Source organism: Pigmentiphaga sp., from assembly GCF_019689535.1.
Lineage (GTDB): Bacteria > Pseudomonadota > Gammaproteobacteria > Burkholderiales > Burkholderiaceae_B > Pigmentiphaga.
In genome coordinates, this window is the sequence record NZ_JADGHH010000104.1 from 1 (window position 1) to 12425 (window position 12425).

A 12425-nucleotide genomic window follows, 5' to 3' on the forward strand; every position below is an offset into this window, starting at 1 on the left:
GGTCAATTCCGGCGGGGTAGCGTCGCGAGGGGGGGTGCGGGCGGGCGGGCTATGCCGGCCTCGCCTGCACCGCCTTATAGGCGCTGGCAAACGTTCCGGATCGCATCGCGACGCGTCGCCGGACTGCCGTGCCAACGCCCCGATATGAGAAGGTTGAAGGACTGAGGACCATGCATACCGAAACGCTGGCGCCGGAACCGTCGCCAGAAACACTGGAGCTGCTCAATACCCGTTTCGCCGAGCGGTCGGTGCAAACCGCCGACGGCGCGCAGTGTTTTCGCGAGGCTGGCCAAACGGGCGCGGACGGCATGGCGCTCGTCCTCCTGCACGGCATCGGCTCGGGCGCGGGGTCGTGGCTGCACGCTGCCCTCGAGCTGGCCGGGCGCACGCGCGTCATCGCGTGGGATGCGCCGGGTTATGGCAACTCCGCAAGACTGGCGCCTGCGTCCCCGGGGCCGGAAGACTACGCCGCGCGGCTGCACCAAATGCTCGATGCGCTGGGAATCGAACGCTGCGTGCTGGCCGGGCACTCCCTCGGCACGCTGATGGCCACAGCGTATGCGCACGGCCTGGGTAAAGGACGGGTGGCCCGCCTGGTGCTGCTGAGCCCGACGCGCGGCTACGGCAATCCCGCACAAGCCGAACGCCGCGAAGCCGTCCGCGCCGAACGGATCCGCACGCTAGAGCAAGTGGGCATCGCCGGCATGGCGCGTTCGCGCCCGGCCAAGATGTTGTCCGCGCAACCGAGCGCCGAAGCGCTCGCGTGGGTCCGCTGGAACATGGAACGCCTCGATGCGGCCGGCTACCGCCAGGCCATCGAAATGCTGTGCAACGCAGACATGTCGCGCTATGCACCGGCCCCGGTACCGGTAGAGGTGCACTCGGGAGACCAGGACACGGTCACCATCCCGGCCAACTGCCGAGCCATCGCCGAAATGTTCCAGGCGCCCTATGGAAGCATCGATGTCGCCGGGCACGCCTGCCACATCGAACGGCCCGGAGCCGTCGCCGCCATACTTGAACAAGCCCTCGCCGCCGCCTCGCGTTGATCATGAGCGAAGTCGTCACCAGCGAAGACATCCCGGACCGCTACATCGTTCCCGGGCTCGAGCGGGGCCTGCGGCTGCTGGGCCAATTCGGACGGCAGGACCGCATTCTCTCCGCACCGGAAATCGCGCGCCGCTTGGGGCTGCCGAGGTCGACCGTATTCCGGCTGCTGACCACGCTGGAGGCGCTCGGCTTCATCGAGCGCACGGAAGGCGGCCGCAGTTATCGGCTGGGGATGGCGGTGCTCACCTTGGGCTTTGAGTACCTTGCCTCGCTGGAGCTGACCGAGCTCGGTTCGCCGCTGTTGCAGCGCCTGCGGGACGAAAGCGGGTATTCCTGCAACCTGGTGGTCAGGGATGGCCGCTCCATCGTCTACGTCGCCAAAGTCTCGGCGCCCACGCTGTTTCCCAGCGCCGTGAGCCTGGGAACGCGCTTGCCCGCGCATGCCACGGTGCTGGGCCGGGTCATGCTGAGCGACCTCGACGATGAAGAGCTCCGCGAACTCTATTCCGAGGAACAACTGGAGGTCTTTTCCCCCAGCACGCCGCCCACGCTGGCGGCGCTGCGCGAAATGCTCGAACAAGACCGGGCCCAGGGATATGCCATGGGCGCCGGCTTCTACGAGCCCAGCATTACCAGTATCGCGGCCCCCGTTCGCGATCATACGGGTCGCGTGGTCGCGGCGCTCGGCGCCGCGCTTCCTTCGTCGCGCGTCGAGGCATCGCGCGTCGACGATTTGATCCAACAAGTTAGAGCCACCGCGGACGAATTGTCGCGCCTGCTCAATTACTCACCCACTCGTTGACCGGGCGTATGCCCAGGAGCCATTCATGTTGAGAATTTCCATGATCGGAGCGGGCGCCATCGGCACCAGCGTCCTGTCGCTGTTGAAGAATGACCCCGACGTATCGGTCGACAGCGTGATCGTGCCGGAGAACGCTCTCGCGGCGGCGCGCGAGCAGATCGCGCAGATCGCTCCCCGGGCCCAGGTCGTCACGCGCCTGGCCGACGTTGCCGAGCGTCCCGACCTGCTGGTCGAATGCGCAGGGCACGGTGCGCTGCGCGCGCATGTATTGCCGGCCCTGGAACAAGGCATCCCCTGCCTCGTGGTATCCATCGGCGCGCTGTCCGACGTCGAGCTCGCGCGCCAACTGGAAGAAGCGGCGACCCGCGGCAAGACCCAGATCCAGCTGCTGTCCGGTGCCATCGGCGGCATCGACGCGCTGGCGGCGGCGAAGATCGGCGGCCTGGACTCGGTGGTCTATACCGGTCGCAAACCGGCGCTGGCCTGGAAAGATACGCCCGCCGACGGCCCGTTCCAGCTCGAGTCGCTGACCGAGCCTACCGTCATCTTCGAAGGCCCGGCCGGCGAAGCCGCCCGGCTCTTCCCGAAGAATGCCAACGTCGCCGCCACGCTTTCGCTGGCTGGCCTGGGCTTGGACCGCACCCAGGTGCGCCTCATCGCCGACCCGACCAGCAAGGAAAACGTCCACCACGTGGAAGCCCGCGGCGCCTTCGGCAGCTTCGAAATCACGATGCGGGGCAAGCCGCTCGCGGCCAACCCGAAAACCTCGGCGCTGACCGTCTACAGCGTCGTGCGGGCCATCGGCAACCAGGCCCACGCCATAAGCATCTAGAAGTTCGATCTCACGTATCGAACCAGCAGCCAACGGCTGCAGGGGTATCCCCCGAAGGGGAGAGGATCGGAGGAGCGATCCGTCCTGCCTGCCTGACTCGCAACCGGCGTAAGACTGAGTACCGGCAGGTTTTTTTTGCGGCGGAAAAGCACGCCCTTTTCCGCCGACCCGGTCTGTTCCCTGGCGCCTGGGCCCTGTGCGGGCCCGGCGCCGCGACCGGCTAGGCCCGGTGAATAAGTAGGAAACAGACCGTTTCTGTCTTGGAGTAGTCAATCAACATGTTCAAACCCAGTCTCCGCCTGGTGGCCGGCGCTTTGCTCGCGACGGTCGCCACGGCCTCTTTCGCCCAGGCTCCCGCCGCTGACGATGCCGCCGCCCAGGCCGCGCTCAAGCAGGGGCAATTCCGCATCGTCGCCCCGTTCCCCCCCGGCGGCCCCGTCGACGTGCTGTCGCGCCTGCTGGCGACCGGACTGCAGCATCTCTATGGCCAAAGCGCCGTGGTGGAAAACCGTCCCGGCGCCAACGGCAACATCGGCATCGAACTCGTCAAGCGCGCGGCGGGCGACGGTCACACGATGCTGGTGGTCCCGGCAGGCAACATGACCATCAACCCGACGCTGATGCCCAACCTGCCCTACAACGTCGAGAAGGACTTCATTTCCGTCGCGATGCTGGCCAAGGCGCCCAACGCCATCGCCGTGTTCCCGTCGGTTCCCGCCCGCAACATCCAGGAGCTCATCGCGCTGACGAAGGCCAAGCCCGGCACCATGGCCTACGGCTCGCCCGGCGTGGGCAGCGGCCTGCACCTGGCCGGCGAATTGTTCAAGGACGCCACCGGCGCGGACTTGCTGCACGTACCCTATAAAGGCACCACGCAAGCACTGAACGACACACTGGGCGGCCAAATCCAGGTGATTTTCGGCGCGGTCCCCACGCTCATGCCGCAAATCAAGGCAGGCAAACTGCGCGCCCTGGCCCTGACCGGCGCAGATCGCTCGAGCGTCCTGCCCGAGGTGCCCACGCTGGCCCAGGCCGGCGTCGAGGGCGTGAACGTCGTCTCCTGGTACGGCCTCTACCTGCCCAGCTCGACCCCCGCCAACATCGCCGGCCAACTGGCGCGCGACGTGACCAAGATCCTGGGCGATCCCGCCACCCTGGAAACGCTCAAGGCGCAAGGCCTGGATCCCTCGCCGCTGCGCCTGGAGGCGTTCCGCAAGTTCCAGGCTGACGAAACCAAGACCTGGGAAAAAGTGATCAAGGCCCGCGGCATTACCGCAGGCTGACGGCGAACCGGAGCCCGGCGGCGAGACGCCCGCTCCGGACGACCCCTCGCGGCCTGCGAGGGGTCGTCTTTTTCTTTATCCTAGACGATCCACGCGAGAAATCCGGGGGCGTCCGGCGCCGGGGGTCTCGCGAACCTGCTCATGTTGGAGTAGACTCGAGCGTTTTTGCCAGCCGTTTCGCAGGAGAACCGGCCGCTTCGCAAGAAAAATCGGAGGCCATCGGCCTACCCGGGCTTTCGTTGTGCCCGTCCCTTGGTCGCAAGACTCATTTCCAAGGAGCATCGACACCATGCAAGGCCTGCACTTAACCGCAGATCTTTACCATTGCGCCTGCGATGCCGTCCTGATGACGGACGCAGACACGCTCGCGCGTCTTTGCCGCCAACATACTCTCGAGGCCGGATTGACCCTGGTTGACGAGAAATGGCACACCTTTCCCGAATTCCAGGGCCAGCCCGGCGGCGTGACCGGCATGCTGCTGCTGGCCGAGTCGCACCTTGCCGTGCATACATGGCCAGAGCGCAAGGGCGTGACGCTCGACGTATACGTCTGTAACTTCCAGGAAGACAATTCCCGCAAAGCCGAAGCCCTAATGAAGGCCATCGTCGAGGCATTTCAACCGGGGGACCAACAGCGCCAGCAATTGCTGCGCGGAGATGCCGACGGCCCCGCGGAAGCCGGCGAGCTCCTGCTGGAGAACGTGGCCGACGTCGCCCATTTCGGCTTCCGCTTCGAGCGGCGCATCCTGAGCCGGCAAACCGCATACCAAAGGCTGGAACTGCTCGAATCGGCGGCGCTAGGCCGCACGCTGCGGCTCGATGGGCGGTTCATGACGTCCGAAGCCGAGGAATTTTTCTACCACGAAGCCCTCGTGCACCCTGCCGCCACCGCGCATCCCGCTCCGCGGTCCGCGTTGATCATGGGCGGCGGCGACGGCGGTGCGCTGGAAGAACTGCTGAAACACCGCACCATCGAACGCGCAACCCTGGTGGACCTGGACGGCGCCGTCATCGACGTCGCACGCCAATACTTGGAAAAGATCCATCGTGGCGCGCTGAACGATCCGCGCGCCACGGTGTTGGTCGAAGACGGTGCCGCCTTTCTTGCACGCACCTCCGAGCGCTACGACCTGATCTTGCTCGACCTGACCGACCCGGATACGCCTGCGGGCCCACTCTACACACCGGAGTTCTTCCGCCGGTGCAAAGAGGCGTTGTCGCCCGGCGGGGCCTTGGTGCTGCACATTGGCTCCCCTTTTCACCAGGCCGACCAAGTCCGCGGGTTCTGCCGCACGCTGCGCAGCGAGTTTGCCTACGTGCGCCCATACGGGCTGCACATCCCGCTCTACGGTACATATTGGGGGCTGGCCGTGGCATCCGACTCGCTCGACCCCGTCGCGGTGCCGGGCGAAACGATACATGGGCGCCTGGAAGAGCGCCGGGTCGGCGACCTACAGTACTACAACGCCCAGGTCCACGGCGCGCTGTTCGCCCTGCCGAACTATTACCGCCGGCTCGTCGCAGACGAGGCCTGACGCATCCTGCTCCTGCGTCCGTCATTGCCCGGAACGCCCCCGGAACGCGATGACGGACGCTTTATCCTTGCGCCCGGCGCAAAAGCGCCGCCCGCGCCATCCCACCGGTTCATTCCAGCACGATTTTTGCCTCGGCGGCGATACGCCGGAACTTGGCGATGTCCTGTGCAACTTGCTCGGCTAGTGCCTGGGCCGGAGCATACTGGACGTTCAAGCCAATGTCGTAGGCCTTGCTGCGCAACGCCTGGTCCGCGGCAATCGTTTGCAGCGCCCGGCCCAGCACATCCACCACCTCGGAGGGCGTTCCTGCCGGTGCCATCACGCCTTGCCACCAGGTCATGTCGTAGCCTTTCAAGCCCGCCTCGTCCACCGTTGGCAGGTCGGGGAACCGCGGGTCCCGGACGCTGCCTGTCGTCGCGATCGCTTTGACCTTGCCCGCGTCCACGTGCGGTTTGGCCGCGCCATCGTGCGTACAGCTCACCTGGCCCGCGCCAGCTCCAGGCCTCTCGCGGTCGGCTCCATCCCGGCTGAGGTCTTGACCAACAGCGGATCGTGAAAGATTTCCCGCAACCGCGCCAGCGCGCTGGACATCGCGGACTGTCCTATGCCTACCCGTTCCGCCGCGCGCGTGACGTGCCGCTCTTTCATCAAAGCGTCCAGGTAGGTCAGCAACTGGAGGTTGATTCGCTTGTAGTCCAGCATGAGGGCTCCTGCTCGTTTTCATTGGAAGGGCGCGCGTGACGCCGCCTGCAGCCCTAGCACCGCGTCGCGCACCATTCCCAATGCGCGGCTCAGCGGCTTGTCGCGCCGCATCACCCACGCCAACCGCCGCTCCAGGCCGGGTGCAAGCGGGATGACGTCCAGGCCGCTCCGGAGTCGCGCGGTCGCCACCGACAGTTGGGGCAATAGCGACCACCCGAGCCCTGCCGCCACCATCTCCTTGATCGCCTCCACGCTGCCCAGCTCCATCACGGGCTTGACGTGGCAACCCGCCCGGCCGAACCACTCATCGATCAACCGGCGTGTATTGGCACCCCGCTCGAACAGCACGAGCGGCTGCCGTGCTAGCGCCTGCGGCGAAATTCGCTTCATCGACGCCTGGCCACGCGGCGCGATCGCCAGGAACGCATCACGCACCACCGGCCGGATATCCAGGCTGCGCCCGGCTGCCGGCAATGTCACCAGCGCGGCATCCAGCGTGTTGTCTTCCACGCGGCGCAGGATCTCCGGCGTATTGCCGGTGCTCACCGCGATGTCGAGCTGCGGCACTTTGCGCTTGAGTTGCCTGAGTACCGGCGGCAGCAAGTGAATGCAGGCGGTGGCGCCGGTGCCGATGCGAACGAGCCCGCCCGGCGCATTCGCATGTTGCTGCATCGCCGCCTCGGCGTCGTCGAGCGCAAGCTTGATGCGCGCCGTGTGCTCCAGCAGCAAACGCCCGGCCTGGGTAGGCATCACCCGCCGCCCGACCCGCTCGACCAGGCGCAACTGCAACCTGCGCTCCAACTCGCGTATCTGGTGGCTGACCGCAGGTTGCGTCATGCCGGCCCGTTCGGCGGCAGCGGTGAAGCTGCCCAATTCCATTGCGCTGCTGAAAGTGAGCAGGTAGGCGGGATTCAGGGGCTGCATAGAAGTTGTTTATGCATTGCATAAGAAGACGCAGGTTCTTTTATGTAATGCCAAACGCTAGAGTACGGTCAACGCCATACAAACCCCGACGCCGGGCGCTTCGTCCGGACCGACTTCCCATCGCCAGCCATGCCCCATCGCCCTTCTCCGGGCACGCCCGCCTCTCCATCTGCGATGAAGACACCGGTTGTGGCCCGGGAGAACGTCATCCCCCGCCGTATCGTCGTTTGCCTCGGCGTGGCCCAGGTCATCGCCTGGGGCACGATGCACTACCTCGTGTCAGTGTTCGGCCCATCGATCCAGGCGGAAACCGGCTGGCAGGCAGGATTCGTATACGGCGGGTTCTCCTGCGCCCTGGTCGTCATGGGAATCGCCTCGGCCTCCGCAGGACGCTGGATCGACCGGCGCGGAGGCCGCGCGGCCATGATGGCAGGATGCTGGATTGGTGCCGCGGGCTGCGCCACGCTGGCCGTTGCGCATCACGGCGCCGTCTACTACCTGGGCTGGATACTGCTCGGGCTTGCCATGCGCCTCGCGCTCTACGATGCGGCCTTCGCCGCCTTGGCGCACCTCGCGGGGCCTCGCTCACGCACCGCAATGTCATCCATCACACTATTCGGCGGGTTCGCCTCGACGGTCTTCTGGCCGCTCGGCCAGTGGATGGCCGAGGCCTGGGGATGGCGCGCGGCCCTGCTTGCCTATGCCCTGGCACTGGCAGCGTCATCCCTGCTGCACCTGGCCCTGCCGGCACACCGTGAGGCCGCAGGCCCGGCCGCAAGCGCGGTCACCACGGTCCCGCTGCCGGCACTCCGCGCAGACGTCGCGCTTTACGGCTGCACCGCCGCGATCGTCCTTTTCCTCCAGTCCGGCATGGCCGCGCACCTGCCCGGCATGTTGCACGGGCTCGGCTGGACGCCGGCCACGGCCATTACCCTGTCCACGCTCTTCGGCCTAGGCCAGGTGGCAGGACGCTGCAGCCTCGCGCTCGCCGGCCAGCGCATCGGCATACTGACCGTCAATCTCGTTCCATGTTCGCTACTGTGCCTCGCATTCGCCGCCGCGCTCGCCGCCGGCACGACCCTGCCCGGCGCGGCACTCTTTACACTCCTATACGGCGCAGGAAACGGGATGGCCACCATCATGCGCGGCGCGATCCCGCTCGCCCTGTTCGATGCGCGGCAATACGGCCGCATCGTCGGCGGCGTCCTGAAGCCGGTTTTCATCCTGTGCGCCGGCGCACCGGTCGTATTTGCATTGGCCATCAGAAACCTGGGCTACCCGGGAACCTTGGCATTGATGCTGGTCATGTCCGTGGCGCTACTGGCAGCCGCCGTCGCGCTTCACCGTCGTCATCGCAAGGAGGCAAGCCCATGACGCATCCAGGCACCATCGTCGTTACCGGCGGCAGCCGCGGCATAGGCGCCGCGACGGTCCGCTTGGCGGCCGCTGCCGGCTACGATGTTTGCTTCACCTACCACGAGCAGGGCGATGCGGCGCACGCCTTGGTACAGGAAATCCGGGCCCTTGGCCGCGAAGCGACCTGCATCCAGGCGGACGTCGCAGACGACGACGCCGCAGACCGCGTGTTCGCGCATGCTGCCTCCCTACCCCGGGCGATAACCGGCCTGGTCAATAACGCCGGGGTCACGGGCCCCATCGGCCCCTTCCACGCAGCCGACACCAAGACCCTGCGGCGCGTATTGGAAGTGAACGTCATGGGGACCATGAGCTTTAGCCGGCACGCGGTACGCATGTGGCTGGAACAAGGCAGGCCCGGCCACATCGTCAACGTCTCGTCCATCGCCGCCGCATCCGGGGCGCCTGGCGAGTACGTGCACTACGCCGCATCCAAGGCCGCGGTGGAGGGTTTTACCGTCGGCCTCGCGCGCGAGGTCGCGGCGCAGGGGATCCGCGTCAATGCGGTCGCGCCGGGAACGACGCTGACGGACATCCATGCCGCAGCCGGCGAACCCGACCGTCCCAAGCGCATCGCAGCGCGCGTGCCAATGGGGCGTATCGCGCGCGCCGAAGAAATCGCCGAGGCGGTCATGTGGCTGCTATCGGAACGCGCAGGCTACGTAACGGGCTCGGTACTCAAAGTCGCGGGCGGCCTGTAGCCGGCCTGGGCGCTGGCCAAGGCTCGGGTGTCTGGCAAGGACTGGCACCACGCCGGAAACGGCTAGCCAGGTGGCCACGCCCGGGCAGGCACGCCGATCATCCGGCTGATCGTCCCGCGGTCCGCGCCCCGCAGCCAAGCCAAGGCCACCGGTCACAAGACGTCCTGGAAATCGCTGTGGAAAAAGGCGAAATGGCCCACCTTCTCCCGGCCGATCTCTCGCGGCGCAATGCGCAAATGCGTGCGCTCGCACCGAATGAAATAGCCTAACGCGCGGTCGATGGCTTCGACGGTCCCGAACGGGTCGTCCGTCAGGCTGATGGCAAGGATGTGGGCGCGCGCCTGCGCCGCGGGCAAGCCGGCATCCCGGAACTGGCGGCGGGCGCTGGGACGGTCTTCATAGCGCGGCGTCGGCGCACTCCAATCCCGCGCCACGCCGGCGGGCGCGTCTTCCAGCCACCCGAGGCGGCGCCCTGGGAAATAGCCGAACACGCGCGCCAACGCCGGCATGACCACATGCCATTTGAGCGCCATGCGCCATCGCGCCCCGGCCCCGTAATCGCGCCAATAGGCAAATTGCGCGCCGACGGTCACCATGCGGCTGATGTACCGGTTCGACGGAGCCAGTGCCGGAGCCCATCCGCCAAAGCTGTGTCCGACCAAATGAACCTCGCGTCCCGCCCACATGCGTGTCGCGTACTCGAGCACGGCTTCGCAGTCGAGCGCCCCCCAATCCGTCCAACTGGCCTGGAAGCCGCGCAGGCGCCCGGGACGCGAATGGCCGATGCCGCGGTAGTCATAGACCACCGCATCCATGCCGTTGTCGTACAGGTACTGCGCGAAGCGAAAGTAATAACGGCTCTTGACCGAGGTTGCCGCGTTGATGACCACGACGGGACGCGGGACCAACCGCGGGGCATCCACGCCCCGCCAAACGAAGGCGGCGAGCGGATAGCCGTCCGCGGCCGGAATGGTGATGGCCATGGCCGCGCCCGGCAGGTCGATGCCGCTCGCGGGAGGCTTGGACAGGGCGCTCACGGACGGCTCCGTTCGAATCGCTGCTCGACCACTTCCGTTCCCCATTGGTCGCCGACCCACTCCTCGGCGAGCACGAAGCCGTGGGCCTCGTACAGGCGGTGCGCGGCGTCGAGGCCTTGGAAGGTCCACAGCATGATCTTGGGGAAACCCTGTGCGTCGCAGAAGGCCACGGCTTCATCCAACAGCTTGGCGCCTATGCCGGCGCCGCGCATGCCTTCTTCCACGATGAACCAGCGCAGATGCGCGGCGTCTGGGCCGAGGGCGTCGCCGTCGATGGCCACGGCGCCGACGATGCGGTCGCCGAGCAGGGCAGTCCAGATTTCACTGCGCGTCGAGGCAGGCCGCGCGCAGAACTCGGCAAGCCCGCTGGCGACCTTGCCCTCGAAATAGGCGCCGAATCCGGCCGCCCGGGCATAGTAGCGTCCGTGCATTTCGACGACCCGGCCCACGAGGCCCGGCCGGTAACCCCGTTCGATGCGAACGGGAACGGCCTCGGCTTTGCCGGCCCCGCGCCCGGCCAATGCCTGCGCGTACGTGCGCAGGCCGCACTCCACCGCCTGCCGCTCGGCGGCGGACAGCGGCGCAAGCGCCTTGGCGACCTGTTGGCTGCCATAGGCATCGATGGCGGCCAACGTGCGGCGGCCGCGCGCCGTGAGCGTCAGCAGCTTGACCCGCCCGTCCTCAGCGCTCGGCGATTCCCGCAACTCGCCAGCTTCGATCAGCTTGCGAACCATGCGGCTGACGCTGGATTTCTCTAGCTTCAGCCGCTCGGCCAATTGGGCCGCCGCAAGCGCACCATGGCGGCCGATCTCGACGATGGCGTGCACGGCCGAGGGCGGATAGTCCGTCGCCGCCAAAGTGGGCTTCATGAAGCCCAGTTCCCGCACGATTTGCCGCGACGCTTCGCGGACGCAGTCGATCAGCGGCGATTCCAAGACAACCGCCATGGCACCTCCGATATGGTTGTACGGTACAACCGTATATCGAAATGCCCCGGTCCGCAAATCCCGGGCAACCGCCTGGCCTTCCCGCGATGCCGTCCCCTGCGTCATCGCGGAGCCGATACTGCCGGCCACCCGCCTCCGCGCAGGAACGACACGCTACTTTGCCGCAGCGAGCCTGAAATCGTAATGTGCTTCCCAGTAAGGGCGGTCCATCACCCGTCCGTCGCTGGCCGTCCCTGGCTCCATGCGCTCGAACGGCACGATGAGGCTGTCCCGCACGCCGAACACGACGTCCGTCTCCAGGTAGGGGCTGTTAGCCACGAACAAATGCGTCGCGATGGGAACATGGCCTTCGGCCGACACGATCATGTGGATGTGCCCAGGCCGGTTGGGATCGCGCCGCATGTGCTCTATCATCCGGCCGACCGGTCCGTCCATCGGGATGGGATAAAAGCTCGGCTTGATGGACCAGAACCAATACCGCCCTTCCTCGTCGGTGCGAATGCGGCCACGCGCCCGCATTTGGGCATTGCCTTCGAGCTGCATGTCGTAGACGCCTTCGCCGTCGCCAGACCAGATGTCCAAGAGCGCGCCCGCCAAAGGACGTCCCTCCGTATCGGTGACCCTCCCGTGATAGAAAGCCGGCTCGCCGCGCACGCCGGCGCCCAAGTCCGCGCCAAGCGGCAGGTCGGGCGCCCCCTCCCAGTAATACGGGCCGAGCACCGTGGCTTCGGTCGCAGGCGTCACCGCGTTGGTGCTCGCCTTGCTGGCGCGCATCTGCGCCAAGGCCACCACCAGCATCGACAAACCCAGGGTATCCGAAAGCAGGATGAATTCCTGGCGCTTGTCGGTGCACGTCTGTCCCACGGCAGTCAAGAACTGTATCGCCGCCATCCACTCCTCGGAACGCAGATCGACCTTGCGCGCAAACGCATGCAAATGCTTGACCAGCTCCGTCATGACGAAGCGGAACCGCTCATCCTCACAGCCGGACAACGAAGCAATGACTTTTTCCGTCAAGTCCAGCGCGCAGGTACTCGTTGCATCCATACTCACCTCTCTCCTGATAGTTATCGTCAGCGGCCCCATCGTCGGCGGGCCTGCTTAAGCAAGCGGCGCCGCGACCGGCGTCCTGCCGTGATAATCTGGCCCACTTCTATGGGAAGGACAGCCGTCGCACGCCATGGAACTTCGCCATTT

General features: G+C 66.6%; 13 protein-coding genes. 7 read left to right on the forward strand and 6 right to left on the reverse strand.

Translation table 11 applies throughout. From position 1 onward, the window contains the following. Nucleotides 1-170 precede the first annotated feature (170 nt). The 5 genes from IRZ12_RS10470 to speE all read left to right on the forward strand — a co-directional run bounded on the left by IRZ12_RS10470 (nucleotide 171) and on the right by speE (nucleotide 5501). A complete protein-coding gene (locus tag IRZ12_RS10470) occupies nucleotides 171-1049 on the forward strand; it encodes an alpha/beta hydrolase (RefSeq protein ID WP_296468096.1) in 879 nt (292 codons plus the stop codon). Nucleotides 1050-1051: 2 nt separating this feature from the next. Next, entirely contained in the window at nucleotides 1052-1852 is an 801-nt protein-coding gene (locus IRZ12_RS10475) for an IclR family transcriptional regulator (protein ID WP_296468098.1), read from the forward strand. Nucleotides 1853-1877: 25 nt separating this feature from the next. After that, a complete protein-coding gene (locus tag IRZ12_RS10480) occupies nucleotides 1878-2684 on the forward strand; it encodes an aspartate dehydrogenase (RefSeq protein WP_296468100.1) in 807 nt (268 codons plus the stop codon). Nucleotides 2685-2962: 278 nt separating this feature from the next. Then, on the forward strand, nucleotides 2963-3967 hold the full coding sequence (locus IRZ12_RS10485) for a tripartite tricarboxylate transporter substrate binding protein (RefSeq protein ID WP_296468102.1): 1005 nt from the start codon (nucleotides 2963-2965) through the stop codon (nucleotides 3965-3967). Nucleotides 3968-4256: 289 nt separating this feature from the next. Further along, on the forward strand, nucleotides 4257-5501 hold the full coding sequence (speE, locus tag IRZ12_RS10490) for a polyamine aminopropyltransferase (RefSeq protein ID WP_296468104.1): 1245 nt from the start codon (nucleotides 4257-4259) through the stop codon (nucleotides 5499-5501). Nucleotides 5502-5610: 109 nt separating this feature from the next. On the opposite strand, the gene IRZ12_RS10495 is transcribed toward speE, so the two are convergent. The 3 genes from IRZ12_RS10495 to IRZ12_RS10505 are packed head-to-tail and all read right to left on the reverse strand — an operon-like array spanning nucleotide 5611 to nucleotide 7127. Further along, complete coding sequence (locus IRZ12_RS10495; protein ID WP_296468106.1) at nucleotides 5611-5982, reverse strand: tripartite tricarboxylate transporter substrate-binding protein; 372 nt, start codon at nucleotides 5980-5982, stop codon at nucleotides 5611-5613. Then, the gene (locus IRZ12_RS10500; protein WP_296468108.1) at nucleotides 5979-6203 is read right to left on the reverse strand and encodes a LysR family transcriptional regulator; all 225 of its coding nucleotides are present in this window, start codon (nucleotides 6201-6203) and stop codon (nucleotides 5979-5981) included. Before IRZ12_RS10500 ends, IRZ12_RS10495 begins: the two co-directional genes overlap by 4 nt. A gap of 18 nt (nucleotides 6204-6221) precedes the next feature. Further along, the gene (locus tag IRZ12_RS10505; RefSeq protein WP_296468110.1) at nucleotides 6222-7127 is read right to left on the reverse strand and encodes a LysR family transcriptional regulator; all 906 of its coding nucleotides are present in this window, start codon (nucleotides 7125-7127) and stop codon (nucleotides 6222-6224) included. Nucleotides 7128-7301: 174 nt separating this feature from the next. On the opposite strand from IRZ12_RS10505, the gene IRZ12_RS10510 reads away from it, so the two are divergent. Together IRZ12_RS10510 and IRZ12_RS10515 are read left to right on the forward strand one after the other, a co-directional pair. Beyond that, entirely contained in the window at nucleotides 7302-8501 is a 1200-nt protein-coding gene (locus IRZ12_RS10510; protein WP_296468112.1) for an MFS transporter, read from the forward strand. After that, nucleotides 8498-9244 (forward strand): SDR family oxidoreductase, encoded by a 747-nt coding sequence (locus IRZ12_RS10515; RefSeq protein WP_296468114.1) that lies wholly within the window; start codon nucleotides 8498-8500, stop codon nucleotides 9242-9244. Before IRZ12_RS10510 ends, IRZ12_RS10515 begins: the two co-directional genes overlap by 4 nt. Before the next feature lie 152 nt (nucleotides 9245-9396). Here IRZ12_RS10515 and IRZ12_RS10520 read toward each other — a convergent pair whose 3' ends face one another. The 3 genes from IRZ12_RS10520 to IRZ12_RS10530 form a co-directional block, all read right to left on the reverse strand. Next, nucleotides 9397-10281, reverse strand: a complete 885-nt coding sequence (locus tag IRZ12_RS10520; protein WP_296468116.1) for an alpha/beta fold hydrolase — start codon at nucleotides 10279-10281, stop codon at nucleotides 9397-9399. Continuing rightward, entirely contained in the window at nucleotides 10278-11228 is a 951-nt protein-coding gene (locus IRZ12_RS10525; RefSeq protein ID WP_296468118.1) for a bifunctional helix-turn-helix transcriptional regulator/GNAT family N-acetyltransferase, read from the reverse strand. The genes IRZ12_RS10520 and IRZ12_RS10525 overlap by 4 nt, the downstream gene beginning before the upstream one ends. A 153-nt stretch (nucleotides 11229-11381) precedes the next feature. Beyond that, nucleotides 11382-12275, reverse strand: a complete 894-nt coding sequence (locus IRZ12_RS10530; protein WP_296468120.1) for a dioxygenase — start codon at nucleotides 12273-12275, stop codon at nucleotides 11382-11384. Nucleotides 12276-12425: the final 150 nt, after the last annotated feature.

What these genes read in the sequence shown, in the direction of transcription:
- IRZ12_RS10470 (WP_296468096.1), top strand. Translation starts at nt 171, where the DNA reads ATGCATACCGAAACGCTGGCGCCGGAACCGTCGCCAGAAACACTGGAG.
- IRZ12_RS10475 (WP_296468098.1), top strand. Translation starts at nt 1,052, where the DNA reads ATGAGCGAAGTCGTCACCAGCGAAGACATCCCGGACCGCTACATCGTT.
- IRZ12_RS10480 (WP_296468100.1), top strand. Translation starts at nt 1,878, where the DNA reads ATGTTGAGAATTTCCATGATCGGAGCGGGCGCCATCGGCACCAGCGTC.
- IRZ12_RS10485 (WP_296468102.1), top strand. Translation starts at nt 2,963, where the DNA reads ATGTTCAAACCCAGTCTCCGCCTGGTGGCCGGCGCTTTGCTCGCGACG.
- speE (WP_296468104.1), top strand. Translation starts at nt 4,257, where the DNA reads ATGCAAGGCCTGCACTTAACCGCAGATCTTTACCATTGCGCCTGCGAT.
- IRZ12_RS10500 (WP_296468108.1), bottom strand. Translation starts at nt 6,203, where the DNA reads ATGCTGGACTACAAGCGAATCAACCTCCAGTTGCTGACCTACCTGGAC.
- IRZ12_RS10505 (WP_296468110.1), bottom strand. Translation starts at nt 7,127, where the DNA reads ATGCAGCCCCTGAATCCCGCCTACCTGCTCACTTTCAGCAGCGCAATG.
- IRZ12_RS10510 (WP_296468112.1), top strand. Translation starts at nt 7,302, where the DNA reads ATGAAGACACCGGTTGTGGCCCGGGAGAACGTCATCCCCCGCCGTATC.
- IRZ12_RS10515 (WP_296468114.1), top strand. Translation starts at nt 8,498, where the DNA reads ATGACGCATCCAGGCACCATCGTCGTTACCGGCGGCAGCCGCGGCATA.
- IRZ12_RS10525 (WP_296468118.1), bottom strand. Translation starts at nt 11,228, where the DNA reads ATGGCGGTTGTCTTGGAATCGCCGCTGATCGACTGCGTCCGCGAAGCG.
- IRZ12_RS10530 (WP_296468120.1), bottom strand. Translation starts at nt 12,275, where the DNA reads ATGGATGCAACGAGTACCTGCGCGCTGGACTTGACGGAAAAAGTCATT.